At 64.4% G+C, this 20,055-nt stretch carries 24 protein-coding genes; 4 read left to right on the top strand and 20 right to left on the bottom strand.

Annotated features, from left to right (window positions below; genetic code table 11):
• Positions 1 to 130: 130 nt before the first annotated feature.
• Positions 131 to 556, top strand: a complete 426-nt coding sequence (locus FJ974_RS04560; RefSeq protein ID WP_140539154.1) for an OsmC family protein — start codon at positions 131 to 133, stop codon at positions 554 to 556.
• A gap of 211 nt (positions 557 to 767) precedes the next feature.
• Here FJ974_RS04560 and FJ974_RS04555 read toward each other — a convergent pair whose 3' ends face one another.
• The 7 genes from FJ974_RS04555 to FJ974_RS04525 form a co-directional block, all read right to left on the bottom strand.
• Positions 768 to 1,394 carry a YceH family protein gene (locus FJ974_RS04555; RefSeq protein ID WP_140539153.1) on the bottom strand — a complete coding sequence of 209 codons (627 nt, stop codon included), beginning with the start codon at positions 1,392 to 1,394 and terminating at the stop codon, positions 768 to 770.
• A 53-nt stretch (positions 1,395 to 1,447) separates the two neighbouring features.
• A complete protein-coding gene (locus FJ974_RS04550; RefSeq protein ID WP_140539152.1) occupies positions 1,448 to 2,227 on the bottom strand; it encodes a succinate dehydrogenase iron-sulfur subunit in 780 nt (259 codons plus the stop codon).
• Complete coding sequence (locus FJ974_RS04545) at positions 2,227 to 2,661, bottom strand: DUF3052 family protein (RefSeq protein ID WP_140539151.1); 435 nt, start codon at positions 2,659 to 2,661, stop codon at positions 2,227 to 2,229. Before FJ974_RS04545 ends, FJ974_RS04550 begins: the two co-directional genes overlap by 1 nt.
• Before the next feature lies 1 nt (position 2,662).
• Complete coding sequence (gene sdhA, locus FJ974_RS04540) at positions 2,663 to 4,495, bottom strand: succinate dehydrogenase flavoprotein subunit (RefSeq protein ID WP_140539150.1); 1,833 nt, start codon at positions 4,493 to 4,495, stop codon at positions 2,663 to 2,665.
• Between the two features lie 4 nt (positions 4,496 to 4,499).
• Entirely contained in the window at positions 4,500 to 4,895 is a 396-nt protein-coding gene (sdhD, locus tag FJ974_RS04535; RefSeq protein ID WP_140539149.1) for a succinate dehydrogenase, hydrophobic membrane anchor protein, read from the bottom strand.
• A complete protein-coding gene (gene sdhC, locus FJ974_RS04530; RefSeq protein WP_140539148.1) occupies positions 4,895 to 5,317 on the bottom strand; it encodes a succinate dehydrogenase, cytochrome b556 subunit in 423 nt (140 codons plus the stop codon). The genes sdhD and sdhC overlap by 1 nt, the downstream gene beginning before the upstream one ends.
• A gap of 381 nt (positions 5,318 to 5,698) precedes the next feature.
• Complete coding sequence (locus FJ974_RS04525; protein WP_140539147.1) at positions 5,699 to 6,163, bottom strand: hypothetical protein; 465 nt, start codon at positions 6,161 to 6,163, stop codon at positions 5,699 to 5,701.
• Positions 6,164 to 6,434: 271 nt separating this feature from the next.
• Here FJ974_RS04525 and FJ974_RS04520 point away from each other — a divergent pair, with 271 nt between their 5' ends.
• Complete coding sequence (locus FJ974_RS04520) at positions 6,435 to 6,788, top strand: hypothetical protein (RefSeq protein ID WP_140539146.1); 354 nt, start codon at positions 6,435 to 6,437, stop codon at positions 6,786 to 6,788.
• A gap of 83 nt (positions 6,789 to 6,871) precedes the next feature.
• Here the strand turns inward: FJ974_RS04520 and FJ974_RS04515 are convergent, their stop codons facing one another.
• Positions 6,872 to 8,068 carry a sensor domain-containing diguanylate cyclase gene (locus FJ974_RS04515; RefSeq protein WP_140539145.1) on the bottom strand — a complete coding sequence of 399 codons (1,197 nt, stop codon included), beginning with the start codon at positions 8,066 to 8,068 and terminating at the stop codon, positions 6,872 to 6,874.
• Between the two features lie 142 nt (positions 8,069 to 8,210).
• Between FJ974_RS04515 and FJ974_RS04510 the strand changes: the two genes are divergently transcribed.
• The gene (locus FJ974_RS04510) at positions 8,211 to 8,516 is read left to right on the top strand and encodes a hypothetical protein (protein ID WP_140539144.1); all 306 of its coding nucleotides are present in this window, start codon (positions 8,211 to 8,213) and stop codon (positions 8,514 to 8,516) included.
• Positions 8,517 to 8,563: 47 nt separating this feature from the next.
• Here FJ974_RS04510 and leuC read toward each other — a convergent pair whose 3' ends face one another.
• From leuC to rplS, 10 genes are all read right to left on the bottom strand, one after another.
• Positions 8,564 to 9,973 carry a 3-isopropylmalate dehydratase large subunit gene (gene leuC, locus FJ974_RS04505; RefSeq protein ID WP_140539143.1) on the bottom strand — a complete coding sequence of 470 codons (1,410 nt, stop codon included), beginning with the start codon at positions 9,971 to 9,973 and terminating at the stop codon, positions 8,564 to 8,566.
• 68 nt (positions 9,974 to 10,041) lie between these two features.
• Positions 10,042 to 10,203, bottom strand: coding sequence for a hypothetical protein (locus tag FJ974_RS04500; RefSeq protein WP_181177342.1), 162 nt, complete (start codon positions 10,201 to 10,203; stop codon positions 10,042 to 10,044).
• Positions 10,204 to 10,376: 173 nt separating this feature from the next.
• Entirely contained in the window at positions 10,377 to 11,012 is a 636-nt protein-coding gene (locus tag FJ974_RS04495; RefSeq protein ID WP_140539142.1) for a class I SAM-dependent DNA methyltransferase, read from the bottom strand.
• A gap of 24 nt (positions 11,013 to 11,036) precedes the next feature.
• A complete protein-coding gene (locus tag FJ974_RS04490; protein WP_140539141.1) occupies positions 11,037 to 11,828 on the bottom strand; it encodes a hypothetical protein in 792 nt (263 codons plus the stop codon).
• Between the two features lie 252 nt (positions 11,829 to 12,080).
• A complete protein-coding gene (locus FJ974_RS04485) occupies positions 12,081 to 12,896 on the bottom strand; it encodes an amino acid ABC transporter permease (RefSeq protein ID WP_181177341.1) in 816 nt (271 codons plus the stop codon).
• Between the two features lie 258 nt (positions 12,897 to 13,154).
• Positions 13,155 to 13,952: a transporter substrate-binding domain-containing protein gene (locus tag FJ974_RS04480; protein ID WP_140539139.1), complete on the bottom strand. Its 798-nt coding sequence runs from the start codon at positions 13,950 to 13,952 to the stop codon at positions 13,155 to 13,157.
• A gap of 171 nt (positions 13,953 to 14,123) precedes the next feature.
• Complete coding sequence (locus FJ974_RS04475) at positions 14,124 to 14,624, bottom strand: MarR family winged helix-turn-helix transcriptional regulator (RefSeq protein WP_140539138.1); 501 nt, start codon at positions 14,622 to 14,624, stop codon at positions 14,124 to 14,126.
• Entirely contained in the window at positions 14,621 to 15,040 is a 420-nt protein-coding gene (locus tag FJ974_RS04470; RefSeq protein ID WP_140539137.1) for an organic hydroperoxide resistance protein, read from the bottom strand. The genes FJ974_RS04475 and FJ974_RS04470 overlap by 4 nt, the downstream gene beginning before the upstream one ends.
• A gap of 186 nt (positions 15,041 to 15,226) precedes the next feature.
• The gene (gene ltrA, locus FJ974_RS04465; RefSeq protein WP_226891473.1) at positions 15,227 to 16,468 is read right to left on the bottom strand and encodes a group II intron reverse transcriptase/maturase; all 1,242 of its coding nucleotides are present in this window, start codon (positions 16,466 to 16,468) and stop codon (positions 15,227 to 15,229) included.
• Between the two features lie 611 nt (positions 16,469 to 17,079).
• Positions 17,080 to 17,619: a 50S ribosomal protein L19 gene (gene rplS / locus FJ974_RS04460; RefSeq protein WP_140539134.1), complete on the bottom strand. Its 540-nt coding sequence runs from the start codon at positions 17,617 to 17,619 to the stop codon at positions 17,080 to 17,082.
• A gap of 324 nt (positions 17,620 to 17,943) precedes the next feature.
• Here rplS and FJ974_RS04455 point away from each other — a divergent pair, with 324 nt between their 5' ends.
• Complete coding sequence (locus tag FJ974_RS04455; RefSeq protein ID WP_140539133.1) at positions 17,944 to 18,696, top strand: sulfite exporter TauE/SafE family protein; 753 nt, start codon at positions 17,944 to 17,946, stop codon at positions 18,694 to 18,696.
• Between the two features lie 49 nt (positions 18,697 to 18,745).
• On the opposite strand, the gene trmD is transcribed toward FJ974_RS04455, so the two are convergent.
• Both trmD and rimM read right to left on the bottom strand, forming a co-directional pair.
• On the bottom strand, positions 18,746 to 19,435 hold the full coding sequence (gene trmD / locus FJ974_RS04450) for a tRNA (guanosine(37)-N1)-methyltransferase TrmD (protein ID WP_140539132.1): 690 nt from the start codon (positions 19,433 to 19,435) through the stop codon (positions 18,746 to 18,748).
• Positions 19,432 to 20,028 (bottom strand): ribosome maturation factor RimM, encoded by a 597-nt coding sequence (gene rimM / locus FJ974_RS04445; protein WP_140539131.1) that lies wholly within the window; start codon positions 20,026 to 20,028, stop codon positions 19,432 to 19,434. The genes trmD and rimM overlap by 4 nt, the downstream gene beginning before the upstream one ends.
• Positions 20,029 to 20,055 lie beyond the last annotated feature (27 nt).

The following is a 20,055-nucleotide window of genomic DNA, read 5'->3' as shown; positions in this document are numbered from 1 at the left end:
CACGCGTGTTTTTCAAAATTTTCCGACCGCCTGAAGCGATCAGCGCGGTGGTCTTCTGGTGCGCCCGCGCTATAGTCGAAGGGACCGTCGGCACGCCGCCGGCGCAATCCCGACAAGCAAGGAGGATTTCATGGACCGCACTGCAAACGCCGTCTGGAAAGGCAATCTGAAAGAGGGCCAGGGCACGCTCGACACGCAGAGCGGGACGCTGAAGGGCACGCCCTATTCCTTCAAGGCGCGCTTCGAGGACGAAAGCGGCAAATCCGGCACCAACCCGGAGGAGCTGATCGCTGCCGCCCACGCCGGCTGCTACGCCATGCAGCTGTCGCACTTCCTCGCCGAAAACGGCACACCCGCCACCGAGCTCGACGCCAAGGCGGTGGTGACGCTGGTGCCCGGCACCGGCATCACCGGCAGCGCCATTACCCTGGTAGGCAAGGTGCCCGGCATCGATGCGGCGAAGTTCAAGGAACTGGCCGAGAAGGCCAAGGCGGAATGCCCGGTGTCGAAGGCGCTCGGCGCCATCAAGGTTTCGCTCGACGCCAGGTTGGGCTGACGCAGATTGTGCGGGGGGTAGCGATTCTTCGCCCCCCTCTCTGCCCTGCCGGGCATCTCCCCCTCAAGGGGGAGATTGGCAGCTCGGTCGCCGGTGCTTCTCTTTCAACGTCGGCGGTTGGCGAAAGCCGGCGCAGCATCTGATCTCCCCCCTTGAGGGGGAGATGTCCGGCAGGACAGAGAGGGGGGCCTCGCACCAACCTTCCAGTGAGCTACCCGCCAAGCGCCTCGATCTTGGCGCGTAACGCGGCGACCTCTTCCTCGAGCGCGCGAACGCGGGCTTCGAGATCGTTGTCCGGCGATGCCGGCGGTTGCTGGGGCGCCACCGCGGCCGCCTCAACCGGCCCGCTCAACAGATGCACATAGCGCTCCTCGCGCTGGCCTGGCGCGCGCTCCAGCAACTGCACCAGCGGCGGCCGGCGGCCGATCATCAGGTCGAGATTGTCGCGCAGCTCCTCGAACGAGGCAAAGCGCGCCATGCGTTCCGAACGCGCCAGAAGTTCGTGCGCCGTCTGCGCGCCGCGCAGCAGCAGAAGTCCGATCACCGCGATCTGCGGCGTGGTCAGCGAAAAACGCTGCGCCATCAGGTGCTCGTAGCGCTCGACGCGCGAGGCGAAGGCCTGCCGCACCAGCCCCTTCTGCTCGAGCGAGCTCAGCGCCCGTCTGACCTCGGTAAGCTCCAGCGCCATCACCGGCTCGCGCGCCGTCTTCTGGTTGGCGGCTTGGTGCGCGCCGTTGAGCGTCAGCGGATAGACGTCCGGCGTCAGCTCCTTCTTTTCGATCAGACAGCCGAGCACGCGGGCTTCGGTGGGGGAGAGGACGGGAAGGTCTTCGCTCATTGGGTTGGCATCCTTTGCCAGCCGGCGATCGCTGTCATCAAAGCCACTTCGCGCTAAACCCGTCTCTCCACCATCATCTTCTTGATCTCCGCAATCGCCTTGGCCGGGTTCAACCCCTTCGGGCAGGTCTGCGCGCAGTTCATGATGGTGTGGCAGCGATAGAGCCGGAACGGATCTTCGAGATTGTCGAGCCGCTCGCCAGTCGCTTCGTCGCGGGAATCGATCAGCCAGCGATAGGCCTGCAACAGCGTCGCCGGGCCGAGATAGCGTTCGCCGTTCCACCAATAGCTCGGGCACGAGGTCGAGCAGCAGGCGCACAGGATGCATTCATAGAGCCCGTCGAGTTTTTCGCGGTCCTCATGGCTCTGCAGCCATTCTTTTGCCGGCTCGGGCGAGACGGTTTTGAGCCACGGCTCGATCGAGGCATGCTGGGCGTAGAAAGTGGTGAGGTCGGGCACCAGGTCCTTGATCACCGGCATATGCGGCAGCGGATAGATCCTTACCGCGCCGGAAATGTCATCGGTGCCCTTGGTGCAGGCGAGCGTGTTCGAGCCGTCAATGTTCATGGCGCAGGAGCCGCAAATGCCTTCGCGGCAGGAGCGGCGCAGCGTCAGCGTCGGATCGATCTTGTTCTTGATCCACAACAGCGCGTCGAGCACCATCGGCCCGCAATCGTCCATGTCGACGAAATAGGTGTCCATGCGCGGGTTCTCGTCATCGTCCGGCGACCAGCGGTAGACACGGTACTCCCTAACGTTGGTTGCGCCCTCTGGCTTCGGCCAGGTCTTGCCCTGCTGGACCTTCGAGTTCTTCGGAAGCGTGAGTTCGACCATTACCTGCGGTCCTTTCGGATGACGAGCTTCAGCCCGGACCAGATCTCGTTGACAGCGGCGACCTTGACGTCGACGAGGTCGCGCTTCAGCGCCTCGGCGCGGATGACGTCCTCGGTGACATCGGTCGCCACCCTCGATGCCTTTTTCGGCCACGAGACCCAGACCATACCGTCGCGCTTGATCGCCGTCTCGATGCCGGCAAGGCCGTTCTCGATCTCGGCGCGCTGCCGGGTGAAGGCATGGATGGCGTCATATTTCTGCTTTCCCGAGATCGCTGACCACCTGGACAGCTGATCGACGCCGGCAAAGGACACGGCCTCCGTCAACTCATCCAGTTCCGGCGGCAGCGCGATGAAGGCGGCGACCATGCCGTCCTTCAGGCCGAGCTTGGCCGGAAGGGGCGTGCCGGAATATCCCGCAGCCGCCGGCGCCATCTCAATACACCCGCGCCTTCGGCGCGATCTTGGACAGGCTGATGCCGCCGTCCTTTTCCGCCAGTTGCGGCTCGGTGTGCACCGGCCGATAGGAAAGCGTCACCTTGCCGTCTTCGCTCAGATGCGCCAGCGTGTGCTTGCGCCAGTTGGCGTCGTCGCGGGCTGAGAAATCTTCCCGCGCGTGCGCGCCGCGGCTCTCCTTGCGCGCCTCGGCGCCGTACACCGTAGTGATGGCGCTGGCCATCAGGTTTTCCAGCTCCAGCGTCTCGACCAGGTCGGAGTTCCAGATCATCGAGCGGTCGAAGACCTTCAGATCCTTGAGCTCGCCCCAGATCTCGGAAATCCGCTTGCAGCCGTTTTCGAGCGATTCCTGGGTGCGGAACACCGCCGCGTCTTCCTGCATCGCCTTCTGCATCTTGTCGCGCAGCTCCGCCGTCGGCGTCGAGCCACTGGCATGGCGCAGCCGGTCGAAACGATCCATGATCTTTTCGACCGAGGCTTCGTTGGGCGAGGGGATCGCCGAATTGCGGTCGATGACCTTGCCGGCGCGGATCGCCGCCGCGCGGCCGAACACCACGAGGTCGATCAGCGAGTTGGAGCCCAGCCGGTTGGCGCCATGCACCGAAGCGCAAGCGGCCTCGCCTACGGACATCAGACCGGGCGACACCCTGTCCGGATTCTCGGCCGTCGGGTTGAGCGCCTCGCCCCAGTAATTGGTCGGGATGCCGCCCATGTTGTAGTGCACCGTCGGCAGCACCGGGATCGGCTCCTTGGTGAGGTCGACGCCGGCAAAGATCTTGGCCGATTCCGAAATGCCCGGCAGCCGCTCGTGCAGCACGGCCGGATCGAGATGGTCGAGATGCAGGAAGATGTGGTCTTTCTTCTTGCCGACGCCACGGCCCTCGCGGATTTCCAGCGTCATGCAGCGCGAGACGACGTCGCGCGAGGCAAGGTCCTTGGCCGACGGCGCGTAGCGTTCCATGAAGCGCTCACCCTCGGAATTGACGAGATAGCCGCCCTCGCCGCGCGCGCCTTCGGTGATCAGGCAGCCGGCGCCATAGATGCCGGTCGGGTGGAACTGCACGAACTCCATGTCCTGCAGCGGATACCCGGCCCTGGCCGCCATGCCGCCGCCGTCGCCCGTGCAGGTGTGCGCCGAAGTGGCGGAAAGATAAGCGCGGCCGTAGCCGCCGGTTGCCAGCACCACCATCTTGGCCGAAAAGCGGTGGATGGTGCCGTCGTCGAGGTTCCAGGCCACGACCCCGGTGCACGTGCCGTCCGGCTCCATGATCAGGTCGAGCGCAAAATACTCGATGAAGAACTGCGCGTTGTTCTTCAGCGACTGGCCGTAGAGCGTATGCAGCATGGCATGGCCGGTGCGGTCGGCCGCCGCGCAGGTGCGCTGCACGGGCGGGCCTTCGCCGAAATTCATCATCATGCCGCCGAACGGCCGCTGGTAGATCTTGCCCTCCTCGGTGCGCGAGAACGGCACGCCGTAATGTTCGAGCTCATAGACGGCGGCCGGCGCCTGCTGAACCATGTATTCCTGCGCGTCGATGTCGCCGAGCCAGTCCGAACCCTTGACGGTATCGAAGAGGTGCCATTGCCAGTTGTCCGGGCCCATATTGGCAAGCGACGCGGCGATGCCGCCTTGCGCGGCGACCGTATGCGAGCGCGTCGGGAACACTTTGGTGATGCAGGCGGTGCGCAGGCCTTGCTCAGCCATGCCGAGCGTGGCGCGCAGCCCGGCGCCGCCGGCGCCGACGATCACCACATCGAATTTGTGGTCGACAAACGTGTAGGCCGAGCCGGCTGATTTTGTCTCTGTGGCCAAGACTTCAGCCTCCGAATGCCAGTTTGAGCAGGGCGAAGAGCGAGGCGACGCCGACCGCTATCGAAAAGAAGGTGTTGAGCGCGATCAGCGCCAGCTTCATGCCTTCGCCATGCACATAATCCTCGATGATGGCCTGCATGCCGAGCCGCATGTGGTAGAGCGGCGAAATCAGCACCAGTCCGAGCATGACGGCCACGAACGGGTTGGCAAGGGCGGCCCGCACGGCCGCGTGATCACGGCCGTTGATCGCAATCAGGAAGCCGACAAAAAACAGGATCAAAGGAATGTTGGCGATGGCGGTCAGCCGCTGCCGCCAGAAATGACCGGTGCCCTCGCGGGCCGAGCCGAGGCCGCGGACCCGCGCAAGCGGCGTGCGCATATCCGAATTGTTTGCGGTCATCAGAAGGCTCCCCGCGCCGTATAGCCGGCGATCCAGATCAGCAGCGTAAGCACGATCGACCCGGCGAGCGTTGCCCAGGCGATCCTGGATGCGGTGTGCTTTTCGAGTCCGGCGCCGGTGTCCCAGACGAGATGGCGCACGCCGCCCAGCATGTGATGCATCAGCGCCCAGGTGTAGCCGAACAGCACGAGCCGGCCGAGCCACGAGCCGAAGGCCCAGTTGACCCAATCGAAGGTGGCCTGCGAGCTCGCCGCCGCGATCAGCCACGCCGCCACCAGCAAGGTGCCGAAATAGAGCGCGCCCCCGGTGATGCGATGGATGATCGACATCGTCATGGTGATCGGCGGCCGGTAGATCGTCAGATGCGGCGACAGCGGCCGTTCACGTCTTGCAGATGCGCGGGTGGCTGGTGATTTGCTCATGGCTCCCCCAGTTCGGCGTCCCGGAGCCGCGATGAAAGGCGGCATTGCCCCTTTCATATATGGCTCCGGACAGCCGGTTTCTAATGCTCTTTTTGCACCGCGTCAAAGCCGGAAAATCGTTTTGGAAACGTCATTTAGTCTGACAAAAGGGACTGCTTCGGCTTCAATCGATTAGCCGGTGATACGAAGCCGACACAGCGTTGCTGCACTGCGGTATTAGCCTGACCGGCCAGACTCCGGGGTGCGTCGAGATTCGGGTCAGGCCGAGACGAAAATGGTGGTTTCCGAGAACCGGAGCGGAGCGTACTTAAAGTACGTGAGCACCGGAAGCGCAGGAGATCACCATTTGCAGGCCGGCCTCACCCGAATCTCGACGCACCCTCAGCGCCTGCAGGTCTGCGGCGTCGACCCCTTCTTCATGAACAGCGCCTCGCGTCCGTCGATCACGATTGCGTCATGCGTCGGCGCCTGGAAGCGGCTGGTCTGGTTGGCGGGTGAGGCAGCAAAATCCTCGCTCACGCCATCCGGCCCTGCCACACGCAGCGACGTGCCGAGACTCTGGATGGTGATCACGCCGCCATTGCCGCATCTATAGCTGGCCGTGCCGATGCTCGATCGCGGCACGGTAAGGTCGGTGACGATCTTGGTTGCAGGTGCAGGCGTCGTAGCAGGTGCCGCGGGCACCGCGGGTGCGGCGGGTACCGCGGGTGCGGCGGACGGCTGAGCCGGAGCAGGCGAAACCGCAGACGATGCCGCCTTCGGCGCGCCGTCCTGCGGCACGCAGGCTGCAATGCCCAGAAGCAGCGGGAAAACCGGCAACACCCGAGCCGTCCTGCGTAGCGTCATATGCTGCCCCTCCAGCGAGCGCGGCAGACTAGCCGCGATGCTTTGCCAAGATCAAGTTAACCCGGCGTCAGGCGGAACCGGCGGGGCGGCAGGAATGGGTGCGGACGAGCGTGGCTGAACGATGCCCCCGCCGAAATTAACCATGTTCGTCAAGATGCGGCCGCGAAAGCCGCCCGGCTCTTAACAATAGTTAAGAAAAGGTTAATTTCTGATTCGAACGAAGGTCCGGACCGCGATGCTGCAAACGTCGCGCCGATGAATGGAGGACGATATGCGTTCGAATTCCGTGCGGCTGAGCCTTGCGGCAACGGCGCTGGCTGCATTTGCCGCCACGATCGCGGCGCCGGCCGAGGCGGGTCTGCGCCACCACGACCGCGTCTATGCCGATTCCTTCGGCAATCTCGTCATCGACAGCGCCGCCGGTTACAAGCGCATCATTGTCGGCGAAGGCAGGCACGCCAAGCAGCTCTCGAGCTTTACCGGCGCTGGCCAGCCCGATGTGATCTATGATTCGGACGATGCCGGCGCGCCGGGCTGCTACCAGCCGCCGGTCTTCGTGAAGGGCCGCTCCTATATGTACGGGCTTTCCGACGGCGAGATGCCCAACCTCAGCCCCTGCCGCTGATAAGAGTTCCGAAGCTCGCGCCTGCACTGATAATCGGCAGGCAAATGAGCGAAGGCGCCGTTGACGCGCGCAGGCCCGATCGGTCAGCCCGCGCTGAGCTGCTCGGGCACGAAGACGGTTTCCGGGCGCTCATACGAGAGGCGAACGCTGTCGCGGCCGTTCTTCTTGGCCTTGTAGAGCGCCTCGTCGGCGCGCCGCATCAGCGGCCCCAGTCCCTCATTGCCGGTGCGGGCGGCGACCCCGAAGCTCGCGGTCACCCTGGTGCCCGGCGGCAGGCCGTCGACGGCGCCGGCCGAATAATAGCTGCGGATCGCTTCTGCAAACAGCCGCGCCGAGGCGAGATCGCTGAGCGGCAGCAGCACCGCGAACTCCTCGCCGCCGATGCGGCCGGCGGCCCCGCGCGCGCCGGCGGCGAAGCGCAGCTTGGCGGCGAAATCGGCGATCACCCTGTCGCCCGCTGCATGGCCGTGCTGGTCGTTCAGCGCCTTGAAGTGATCGAGATCGGCAAGCACCATGGCGACCGGAAAGCCTGCCTTGTCGCATTGGTCGAGCAGCGTTGCCGCTCGTTCCTCGAAGCCGCGGCGGTTGAGAAGGCCCGACAGCGGGTCGGTGTGGGTCTCGGTCTTCAGCGCCTTCATCACGTCGAGCGCAGCCGCCGTGAACAGACAGAGCGCGATCAAGAGCGACAGCAAGGCATGCGAGAGCAGCGCCGTCGTCCAGTAGGACGAGCCGTAGAAGCCGTCATAGCTTTGGAACGGTCCATGCGCGGCGACGACGATCAGCGTGCGCGCGATGAAGTTCAGCGCCGAAAGCAGCGACAGCACGAACAGGATTTTTTCTGTCGGACCATTGTTGCGCACGGTCCTCAGTTCGGCGGCGACCAGCAGGCTCAACCCGCCGAAGCCGAAATTCATCGAAAGAATGCGCCAGGTGAGGTCCGGCTGCACGAACATGAACCATGAGAAAGCGGCGAGCCCGCCGCCGGTGGCGAGCGCGATCCCGACATAGGGAACGCGCCGTCCGTAGCGGGCGACGATTGCGCTGGCCAGGCACCAGCCCGCGATGGTGAAGCAAATGTTGGAGAAGAGCTTGGTCAGCACCATCCCGACCGGAAGCGTGAAATATTGGAACAGGAAGCCGGGCGCCGACAGACAGTAGCTCGCCGCCAGCACCGCCAGATACGGGCGATGGCGCTGATGGAACCACAGCACGAGGAACGCAGCGCCGAGCGCCAGCGCTATCGTCGGATTGAGCAGCGCTATGAGCAGACTGGTGCTCAACGGACCGTGACTTCCCCAACTTTACCCGGGGGACGCTAGTCTGGAAGCCCAAATAAGCAGTTAAGCGGGCGCCGATTTGATTGGAGCCGGGCCGGAACCGGTTCCCGCAAGCGGCGTTTTCCCGGCGAGACAGGAGAGGCAGATGACTGGCACGATCACTTTGACCGATCACGAGGCGATCCGCGACTGGGCGGCGGCGCGGGCCGGATTTCCGGCCATCGTCGACGTCTCACCCGAGGCCGGAACGCAACCCATGCTGCGCCTGGTTTTCGGCCAGAACGCCTATGAGGATGATGACCGCCCGGAGCGGCCGCCCAATGCCGGTGGCTACGAGCTGGTCGAGTGGGATGAGTGGTTCAGGATTTTCGACGAGCAGAAACTGGCGCTGGTGGTCGCCGCCGACGAGCCCGGCCGGCGCGAGGAGTTTCACCAGATCATCCGGCGCTAGAGCGTTTCGCCGTTTCCGTGAAACGGTGAAACGCTCCAGGCTGGCGCTTATTTCCAGTCGCGGATGTCGACGAAGTGGCCGGCGATCGCCGCCGCCGCCGCCATGGCCGGCGACACCAGATGGGTACGCCCTTTGAAGCCTTGCCTGCCCTCGAAATTGCGGTTCGAGGTCGAGGCGCAGCGTTCATGCGGCTTCAGCCGGTCGTCGTTCATGGCCAGGCACATCGAGCAGCCCGGCTCGCGCCAGTCGAAGCCAGCGGCAAGGAAGATCTTGTCCAGGCCCTCCGCCTCCGCCTGTTCCTTGACCAGGCCGGAGCCCGGCACGATCATCGCATTGACGCGCGGGTTGACTTTTCTGCCCTCGACCACCTTGGCGGCGGCGCGCAGATCCTCGATGCGGCCATTGGTGCAGGAACCGATGAAGACGCGGTCGAGTTCGATGTCCGTGATCTTGGTTCCCGGCGTCAGCCCCATATAGTCGAGCGCGCGCAGCTTGGAGGTGCGCTTGTTCTCATCGGTGATGTCTTGCGGGTTCGGCACGATGCCTTGCACCGAGACCACGTCCTCGGGCGAGGAACCCCAGGAAACGATCGGCGGCAGTTTTGCGGCGTCGAGCACGACCACTTTGTCGAAATGCGCGCCTTCGTCGGAATGCAGCGTCTTCCAATAGGCGAGCGCGGCCTCCCAGGCGGCGCCCTTCGGCGCGCGCGGCTTGTCCTTGACATAGGCGAAGGTCGTCTCGTCGGGCGCGATCAGGCCGGCGCGCGCGCCGCCCTCGATCGACATGTTGCAGATCGTCATGCGGCCTTCCATCGACAGCGAGCGGATCGCCTCGCCGGCATATTCGATGACATAGCCGGTGCCGCCGGCGGTGCCGATCTCGCCAATGATGGCGAGGATGATGTCCTTGGCGGTGACGCCTTCCGGCAGTGCGCCGTCGACGCGCACCAGCATGTTTTTCGCCTTGCGCTGGATCAGCGTCTGGGTTGCCAGCACATGCTCGACCTCGGACGTGCCGATGCCATGCGCCAGCGCGCCGAAGGCGCCATGCGTGGAAGTGTGGCTGTCGCCGCAGACGATGGTCATGCCCGGCAGCGTAAAGCCCTGCTCCGGGCCAATGATGTGGACGATGCCCTGGCGGATGTCGTTCTCGGAATAATATTCGATGCCGAAATCCTTGGCGTTTTTGGCCAGCGCCTCGACCTGGATACGGCTTTCCTCGTTCTTGATGCCGAACTTGCGCTCGGGCGAGGTGGAGACATTGTGATCGACCACGGCCAGCGTCTTTTCGGGGTGCCGGACCTTGCGGTTGCTCATGCGCAGGCCCTCGAAGGCCTGCGGGCTGGTCACTTCATGGACGAGGTGGCGGTCGATATAGAGCAGACAGGTGCCGTCGTCCTGGCGGTCGACGACATGGTCGTCGAAGATCTTGTCGTAGAGGGTGCGCGGTGCGCTCATGTGCGTAAATCCGTCGATATGAGAATGGGAAAGCGGACGCCGGGCTTATAGCCGGCAAGGCGACTTGATCAGTCGGCCTGGCTAAGTCGGCTGGTCGGCGCGCCGCAGACGCGCGCGGAAAAGCGCGACGGCAGGCGCTTCCTGTCCTGCAGCACGAAACCCTTATAGGCCGGATCGCCGAAAAGCTCTTCCATGGCGGGGTAGATAGCAATGTTTTGGCTTTTCGGCAATTGCGAGCGGTCCTTCCCTTCTCCCCTTGCGGGAGAAGGTGGATCGGCGCGCAGCGCCGAGACGGATGAGGGGTGTTCCAGCGGAGTGAGACGTCGGCGTTCCCTGGAGCACCCCTCATCCGTCGCCTTCGGCGACACCTTCTCCCACAAGGGGGAGAAGGGAAGGCTTGCGCTCAAGCCACCTCGAACACGAACGTCTTCACCAGCGCGTCCGGATCGCCGATCGCATAGCAGCGGAACCACGGGCTTTCCTCGACCGGCCGCCATTTCTTCGCCTGCGTGAGCTTGTCAAACACTTTTTGAAAGCCCCCGCTTTCAAAAACCTGGTCGCGTACGGTGAAGATGGCGTGGCCGCCCCTTCTGGTTATGCGCACCAGTTCGTGCAGGCTGGAGGCCGGCGCGTGGCCGATGGTGAACACGCCGGTGGAGAAGAAAGCGCGGAAATGACCGTCGGGCCAGGGCAGCGGCATGCCGAGCATCGCCTTCTTCAATTCGCCATAGGCATCGCGGCTGCCGGCGATCTTCAGCATGTCGTCGGAGAGATCGAGCCCGGCGATGTCGCCATAGCCCAGCGCCTTCAGCGATGGTCCCGACAGGCCGGTGCCGCAGCCGGCGTCGAGCAGCGGGCCTTCGCCGCCAGGCACATGCCGCGCCACCCAGGCGGTGATCAGGAACGGCAGCAGATAGCCGAGCGAGGCGGTCTCGCTGTCATAGCTCGCTGCCCATTCGGCATAGGCCTTGGCGAGCGCTTCCGGCGTCTCGGCCGTATAGACGGAGTCCAGCGCCGCATTGGCCTTGTCGAAATTCATGGCTTCCCCCGCGCCGGATGCGCGTCAGCGATGGCGCAGCTCGTTCGAGATGAAGTTGCCGAAGCGCTTGACCCGGTTGCGGACGAAGGCCACAGGACCTTGGTCGACAAAATAGGTCAGCAGGATGCTGTCGCGCGTGGTCACCTCGGTGCCGACCTCGTCGGCCGAGTGCCAGGAATAGTCGCTTACGGAAAATGCGTAGCCGCTGTTCGGCAGGAACTGCATGCGGACCGTCTTGGGCAGCGAGCCATCGGCCAGGCGTTCGTGGAAGATGGTGCCGATGTGGCTGGTCGAGGCATCCCGCGGCAAATAGAGCTGCACGGTGATGCCCTTCGAATAAGTGTCGGTATGCGGCGTGATCCTGTAGCCCGGAATGTCGCGCGTCAGGATCGGAATGGGAAAGAAACCGGTGCGCGCGAAAGCCGGACCGAAGCGTTTCTCCAGGTCCGGTGCCAGCCGGCGCACGAAGGCTGCCTGCACGGTCCTGGAAGTCAGTGCGCGGCCGACGACATCCCACACTTCGCGTTTGCCTGCGGGCAAATGGCGGATGTATTCGGGAAAGAGATCGATCTTCACCCGGGTGGAATTGCCTTGGGCGTTGTACGCTTTGCTGCGGCCGTGCATCGGCCGGTAATCCTCGTAAACCGGCATCGCCTCGACCATGCGCGCATAGATGTCTTCCGGGAAGACATCGCGCAGAACCAGGTGCAGGAAAGGATGCGTATCGGAAGCGGCGCTGTCGACCGACCGCGCGACGAACTCGGCGAGTTCCTTCGGCGTCGTCTCTTTTTTCCCGGTTTCCAGAACATGGGCCATGGCTGAAATCTCGACATGGGTTGCGGCGGAAGTCTGATGCCAAGAACGGTAGCGTTCAAGCCGCCGCCTGCATGGTAGCGCAGTCCTTAACGGCCCGGCTAGAGCATGTCTCCCGAAAGTGTGCAGCGGTTTCGGGATAAAGACATGCTTTAGAGCAATTCCAGGAAAAGTGTGAAGCAGTTTTCTGTTCGGAATTGCGTCAAAACAAAGAGATAGAGCGGTTCAGCGTTTCCGTGGAAACGATGAAACGGTCTAGTCCCGGTGCTGGCGGCGCAGCCGCTGTTCCAGCGCCCGCAACGCCAAGGACAGGCCGACGGTCAGGATGAGATAGATATAGGCGACGATCGAATAGGTCTCGAAGAAGCGGAACGAGCCGGCCGCGTAGACCTTGCCCATCTGGGTGATATCGGCGACGCCCAGCACCGAGACCAGCGAGGAATCCTTGACCATGGCGACGAAGTCGTTGCCGAGCGGCGGCAATATGGTGCGGATCGCCTGCGGAAAGACGACCAGCCGGAAGCGTTGCAGGCGTGTGAGGCCAAGCGCCTTGGCTGCCTCGATCTGGCCGCGCTCGACCGCCTGGATGCCGGCGCGGAACACCTCGGAGATGAAGGCCGAATAACCGATGGTCAGCGCCATGATGGCGCGCCAGAGCAGTGAGACATCGCGCACCAGCAGCTCGCCCAGCAATCCGGCGCCCTGCAGCGGCGACGTCAGCGCGTTCCATGCCGCGACGAAGGCCGGCGCGCCGGCAAAGGCGATCCAGAACAACAGCACCAGGATCGGCACGCCGCGGATGATCTCGACATAGAAGCGCGCGATCTGGCGCAGCCACGGCGAACCCGACAGCCCCATCAGCGCAATGCCGAGCCCGATCGCCGAGGCCAGCGCAAAGGCGACCACGGTGACGAAGACGGTGATGCCAATACCCTTGGCGACGGTGGCGAAGACTTGGGCATAGAGGTCGCTGGAGGCGATGGCGAGGGCGGCGGCCAAAGCGAGGATGAGGGCGGCCGCCAGCCACCAGGGGAATTCGGATTTGGTGGAGGTGGTGGGTGCGGCCATCATGCGACACCGGTGGCTCGGACGTCCCGAGAGGATAGCGCCCGGGCCCCCCTCTCTGGCCTGCCGGCCATCTCCCCCTCAAGGGGGGAGATCAGCACTCTTTTCGGCTTTCGCCAATCACCAACGCTAAGCAGAGGGCACCGTCGGTGGAGCTGCCAATCTCCCCCCTTGAGGGGGAGATGCCCGGCAGGGCAGAGAGGGGGGCCCAGGCGCAATGTCAGCGCGATTTCCTGCAAACCCACCGCCAGCAACAAGACGAGCTCACTGCCCCATCTTGTAGTCAAGGAACCACTTCTTGTTCAGCGCATCGAGCGTGCCGTCGGCCTTCAGCGAAGCGATCGCGGCGTTGACCGGCTTCACCAGGTCCGACCCCTTGGGGAAGATGAAACCGAAATCCTCGGTGCCGAGCGGGCCGCCGATCAGCTTCAGCTTGCCTTCGGAAGCGTCGACATAGCCTTTGCCGGCGGTGCCGTCGGTGAGCACCGTATCGACATCGCCCGCCTTCAGCGCCTGCACGGTCGCGCCGAAGGTTTCAAACAGCTTGATGCGCGGGTTCTGCTCGTTGCCGTCGAGCACGCTGTAGACGGCGGTGTAGAAGGGCGTCGTGCCGGCCTGCGCGCCGATCAGCCCGTCCTTGAAGGCGCCGAACGTCTTGGCGTCGGTGAAACGGCTCTCGTCGCCGCGCACCAGCATGAACTGCTCCGAGCGCATATAGGGGTCGGAGAAGTCGACCTTCTGCTTGCGGTCGTCCTTGATGGTGATGCCGGTCATGCCGATGTTGTACTGGTTGTCGGAAACCGCCTGAATCATCGCATCCCAGGAGGTGTTCTGGTACTCGACCTTGAAATTCAGCCGTTTGGCGATCTCGTCCATGGCGTCGTATTCCCAGCCGATCTGCTTGCCGGTCTTCTTGTCGATGAACTGCAGCGGCGGGTAGGCATTTTCCGTCACCACCACAACCTTGCGGCCGCCGAGGTCGGGCAGGGTGTCGGCGAGCGCCGCGACGGGCGCGAGAATTAAGGCCAGCAAGGCGGCCAGCAGCAGTTTCGACTTGGTCATGACAAACTCCCCGGAGGTAAACTGGCGCGCCAGGCTCGCGCGCCACGAACAATACCGGCGCCGACTTTAGCTTTCCGCAAGCGCCTTGCAAGCCGGTCCCCGCCGCCGCTGCGCGTCGAATCGGATTCCATGCTTCCGGAAGATGATTTCCGGCAATTGTTCTTGCCGCCGTCAATCCTGGCCGGCTGTAACCTCGCGCAATCCCGCGACCAGCCGGGTCAACGTGCCGTGCAGGGCTTTGAGTTCGCCCGCTTCCAGCGGCATGCTGCAGGCGAGCGCCGCCTGCATATCCTGAACCTTGGCCCGCAGCGCCTGGCCCTTGGCGGTCGGCTCGACCAGCACCCGGCGTTCGTCGGTGCTGTCGCGTCGGCGGCTGACGAGGCCGCCCACTTCCATCCGCTTGATCAGCGGCGTCAGCGTCGCCGAATCCAGGCCCAGCGCCGCGCCGACCTCGCCGACCGTGCTCGGCGAATGCTGCCACAGCGCCAGCATCGCCAGATATTGCGGATAGGTGAGGCCGAGCGGCTCGAGCAGCGGCCGGTAGAGCTTCGTCATCAGCCCGCTTGCCGAATAAAGCGCGAAGCAGAGCTGCTGGTCGAGGCGCGGAACGGGGATCGTCCCGGCGGCTTGCGCCGGGACATTCTTGCTGCTCGTCGTGGCTTTCGTCCTCATGCCGCCTTTGCCGAAAGCGCCACCTCGACATTGCCCCTGATGGCGTTGGAATAGGGGCAAATCTGATGCGCTTCGGATACAAGCGCGTCAGCTGCCGCCTGATCAAGGCCTTTCGTGTCTGCGGCAAGAGCGACACCGAGCCGGAAGCCGCCCTGGCCGTTATCATGCAGGCTGACCGTGGCCGTCATCGCCACGTCCTTGAGCGGCAGCTTCTGCTTGCGTGCGACAAAACGCATGGCGCTTTCGAAGCAGGCGGCATAACCGGCCGCGAAAAGCTGTTCCGGATTGGTGCCGCCGCCTTGCCCGCCCATCTCCTTCGGCAGAGCCAGGTCGACCTTGAGCAAACCGTCGCTGGTCTCGGCATGACCGGCGCGGCCGCCGGTGACGTGGGCCTGGGTGGTGTAGATTGCTGGCATTTCCGGTCTCCTGTTATTTTGCATACGATTACTTAGTGTACAAGATAATTCGTCGTCAACGACGCCGGAGCGATTTTCTCGCGATACGCCATCACGGATCGGTGAAATCGGGATAGGGGGAAGCCTCGCGGCTCCTCCCCTCCCACACCACCCTGCGTACGGGTCCGTACAGGGCGGTTCGATTGGTTATGCGGTCTTGGCGGGTTCGATGGAAGCGAGGCCGATGCTTGCGAGGAAAGCATTTGGCAGGGCAATGGCGAGCGCGGGACTGTTGCTGATGCGCCAGGGACCGTGCGCACTGCCGGCGGTTTGTGCCGCCAGCTCGCGCCCGACACCCCGGCGCCGCAGCTCCGCGAAGCGGGTGCGCCCGCGCGTCCACTGTTTCCATGCGATGGATCGCAGCCTTCGCCTGATCCACCGGTCGAGGTCGCGCAGCACCGACGGGGTTTCGCAAAAGCCGAAGTAGCCGCGCCATCCTTTCAGATAGGTCGACAGCTCCTTGGCTATCAGCACGAGGCTTGCGCCCCGCGTCCGCATCGTCAGCACCCGCACGCGCTCCTTGAACCGGGCGACCGCCTCAGGCGCGATCCGACGCCTTGGCGTCTTCTCGTCCGTGAAGCTGAAGCCGAGGAACTTGCGCCGGTGCGACGGGGCGACCGCGCTCTTGTGCGTGTTGACCTTCAGCTTCAGACGCCTGTCGAGGAAGCGTTCGACGCTGGCCATCACCCGTTCACCCGCCCGCACACTGCGCACATAGATGTTGCAGTCGTCGGCGTAGCGCACGAAGCAATGCTTGCGTCGCTCCAGTTCCTTGTCGAGTTCGTCCAGCATCAGATTCGACAGCAGCGGCGAGAGCGGGCCGCCTTGCGGCGTTCCCTCATCGATTGGGCCGACCAGCCCGCCTTCGAGCACTCCCGAGGTCAGAAAGCCCCGGATCAGACGAAGGAGGCGCGGATCGGATACCCGCTTGGCCACCAGCCCCATCAGGATGTCGTGGTTGACCCGGTCGAAGAACTTCTCCAGGTCGATGTCCACCACGATGCGGTGGCCCGACGCGATGAACGCTTGCGCCGCGGCAACCGCCTGATGTGCCGAGCGTGCGGGTCGGAACCCGTAGCTCGACGCGCTGAACCCGTCATCCCATGCGTCCTGCAGCTCCTGCATCACCGCCTGCTGGATAAAGCGGTCGAGCACTGTCGGGATGCCGAGCGGACGGGTGCCGCCGGACGCCTTCGGGATTTCGACGCGCCGCACCGGTTGCGGCTTGTAGGAGCCTTCGAGCAATTGGGCACGAAGTTCGGGCCAGTGGTCTTTCAGATGCAGCGCCAAGGCCTCGACACTCATGCCGTCGATCCCCGGCGCTCCCTTGTTGCGCCGGACCTGCGCCAGCGCCTTCCTCAGATTGTCGCGCTCGACAATCGCTTCCATGCACGGTCCGGCCATCGCCGCCGGGCTTTCGGAGGCGGCGTTCGCCGCACGGGCTTCGGTCCCTGCCCCAGAGCGGTCGCGGGCTTCACCCGCTCCCATCTCGGAGAAGCCAGCTCAAGCTGGGTTTTCCGCCGCATGGCCAATGCGAGAACTCCGTCCTACTCGTCCTTCCAACCGTTCGAGCCTTCGCCTCCGGGCAAGCCCGGCGGCTACTATGCCCTCTGCTGACTTCTGCGCCGCGATCGGCACGCCTCACGGCGGGCTCAGTCCGGAATTCCGGACACGGCGCAGATCTCCCGAGGTAAGATCGACCGCCTTCCCCGCACACCCGCCGGATTTACCACCCCGGTCCTTGATGACCATGGACTTCGCGGTCACGTGCCCGCTCGTCCGGCCGGGTAGGCCTCATATCCGGTTCTTGTCCATCGGGTCGCGGGTTTGCTCCACGCTTCCTTCAGACCCCGCCTCACGACGACGCCCTTGCGCTTCGCTAACCCTTCGCCGTCATCAGGCTGGGTAGAGGACTCACACCTCCGAGCTGTCGATCATGCTCGGCACACAAGAAAAAGGCGGCCGAAGCCGCCTTTCCAAAGAACAATTGTCGAAACGCCTTATTCGGCGGAGGTCGCCTCAGCGGCCTTGGCTGCCTCGGCGGCGGCCTTCTTTTCGGCGGCGTCCTGCGCGGCCTTCTCGACGGCCAGCGCCTCAGCCGCGGCGACCTTCTCGGCCTCGATACGGGCGCGCTCGGCGTTCAGCGCGTCGCGCTCTTCGTCGTTCAGCTTGCGGGCGCGCACGCCGGTGTTTTCCGAAATACGGGCCGACTTGCCGCGACGGTCGCGCAGATAATAGAGCTTGGCGCGGCGCACCTTGCCGCGGCGCACGATCTCGACGCCCTCGACCATCGGCGAATAGACCGGGAACACGCGCTCGACGCCTTCGCCGTAGGAAATCTTGCGGACGGTGAAATTCTCCTGGAAGCCGGAGCCGGAGCGGGCGATGACGACACCTTCATAGGCCTGGACGCGGGTGCGGGTGCCTTCGGTGACGCGCACCTGGACGCGCACGGTGTCGCCGGGCTGGAATTCGGGCAGCTTGCGCTTGGCTTCGATCTTGGCGGCCTGTTCGGCCTCGAGCTGACGGATGAGATCCATCTCAAAAAATCCACTTCTTGTTCTTCCGACAGTCAGAGCGTCCGGCACTCGCCTTGCAGTTCCATTGACCGCTCGGCTATGTCCTTTGTCGAAAGACATCGGACAGGGGCGACTACACCGTCATTGTTGACGGGCCAGAAGATCGCGCTTGGCAGAATGTTCTTCCGGTTCGGGCGGGCACATACAGCTATTTCGACGCTTTGTCACGCCTTTGACGTCTAATTTTTTGCGCTCGATGGCACCATCATAATCCCGTCGTGCCGGGTTGCGCGCGCTTCTCAGGCTTCCTAAGCCGGAAAAAAGCATTTCTTTGGCGTTCCCCCAATGATGATCTTCGATGCCGCGCTGCTCTTTCTCGCCGGTTTTATCTCAGGCGCGGTCAATGCCGTCGCCGGCGGCGGCACTTTCGTTACATTCGGCGCCATGACCCTGGTCGGCCTGCCGCCGATCGTCGCCAACGCCACCTCCTCGGTGACGCAGTTCCCGGGCTACATCACCTCGACGCTCGCCTATCGCGACGACATCAGGCATTTCTGGCGCCAGGCGCTGCTGCTCAGCCTGATATCGGCCTGCGGCGCGCTTGCGGGCTCGCTCATCCTGCTGGCGCTCGACAATCCGTCCTTTCGTGCACTGGTGCCGTGGTTGCTCATCGCCGCCACCGCACTCTTCGCCGCCGGACCATGGCTGAAGCCGACGCCCGGCCCCGAGCATCAGGCCTCCGTGGGTTCCCTTGCGGGATCGCTGGCGCAGTTCGTGACTTCCATTTACGGCGGCTTCTTCGGCGCCGGCATGGGCGTGATGATGCTGGCCACCCTCGGCTTGACGCAGGCCGGCGACTACCACCGGCTGAACGCGCTGAAGAACATGCTGGCAGTGGTCATCGCGGCCATTGCCATCCTGGTCTTCGTCTCCGGCGGCGTCGTTGCCTGGCCGCAGGCGATCGTCATGATCCCGGGCGGCGCGCTCGGCGGCTATGCCGGCGTCTGGATCGCCAAGCGCGTCCCGCAAGGCGTGGTGCGCGGCTTCGTCGTCGCCGTCGGCCTGTTTCTGGCGTTTTACTATTTCACCAAGGGGTGAATGGCCAAACCATGATCCCGAAAAGTGGGAACCGGTTTTCGAAAAAAGATCATGGTCGATCAGAAATCAGGTCAGGCCGCCGCTCTCTTGTCAGCTTCTCGGCCTCGGCGCGCCGCCAGGCGGCGATCTTCTTATGGTTGCCGGAAGTCAGCACCTCGGGAATGGGCCTGCCTTCGAATTCCTGCGGCCGCGTGTAGTGCGGATGCTCCAGCAGGCCGTTCTCGAAACTCTCTTCCTCGCCCGACACCGCGTTGCCCATGACGCCCGGCAACAGCCGCACCACTGCGTCGAGCAACACAAGCGCGGCCGGTTCGCCGCCCGACAGGATGAAATCGCCGATGGAGACTTCCTCCAGTGACCGCGCCTCGATCAGCCGCTGGTCGACGCCTTCGAAACGGCCGCAAAGGATGACCACGCCAGGTCCGGCGGCGAGGTCGCGCACGCGCGCCTGGGTCAGCGGTTTGCCGCGCGGGCTCATCAGCAGCCGCGGCCGCGGATCGCCCTCCGGCGAAGCGTGATCGATCGCCCTGGCCAGCACGTCGGCGCGCATCACCATGCCGGCGCCGCCGCCGGCCGGCGTGTCGTCGACGGTGCGGTGCCTGTCGGTGGCGAAGTCGCGGATCTGGATCGCCTCGAGCGACCAGGTGCCGGCCTCCAGCGCGCGGCCGGCGAGCGACAGGCCGAGCGCGCCCGGAAACATCTCCGGATAGAGCGTCAGCACTGCAGCCGCAAAGCTCACCGGTTGCCCCCGGCGTCCTTCGGGCCGCGCGGCCGGCCCTTCGGGTCGAAGCCGGAACGGCCGGGCGCTTCGCTCTCCTCGTCGTCGACCAGCCCCGCCGCCGGCGGATCGACCCGGACAAAACCGTCCGCGATCGACACATGCGGAACAGCGGCCTGCGTGAACGGGATCAGCACGCCCTTGCGCTCGCCAAGCGTCACATCGAGGATGTCGCCGCCGCCGAAATTGTGCACCGCGACGATCCTGCCGATGACGCCGGTCTCATCGCGGACCTCGAGGCCGATGAGGTCGGCATGGTAGAACTCGTCCTCCTCGCCATCGTCCGGCAGCATCGAACGATCGACATAGAGCTCGGTTCCGGCGAGCGCCTCGGCGGCGTTGCGGTCACTGATGCCCTTGAAGCGCACCACCACCACCGTGCCGGCCGGCCTGATGTCGATGATCTGGAAGGCGCGGCCGTCCCTAGCATAAAGCGGCCCATAATCGGCCAGCGCCAGCGGATCGCCGGTGAAGGTCTTCACCCGCAATTCGCCCTTGATTCCATGGGCGGCGCCGATCACGGCCATCTGGACGGGGTTCTGGGGCTTGGACATCGGCGGAGCTTCCCTTTGCCCTGCTCT

Origin of the sequence: Mesorhizobium sp. B1-1-8 (assembly GCF_006442795.2) — a bacterium.
GTDB lineage: Bacteria > Pseudomonadota > Alphaproteobacteria > Rhizobiales > Rhizobiaceae > Mesorhizobium.
The sequence above is the reverse complement of the archived record's forward strand: the minus strand, read 5'-3'. Positions and strand labels throughout refer to the sequence as shown.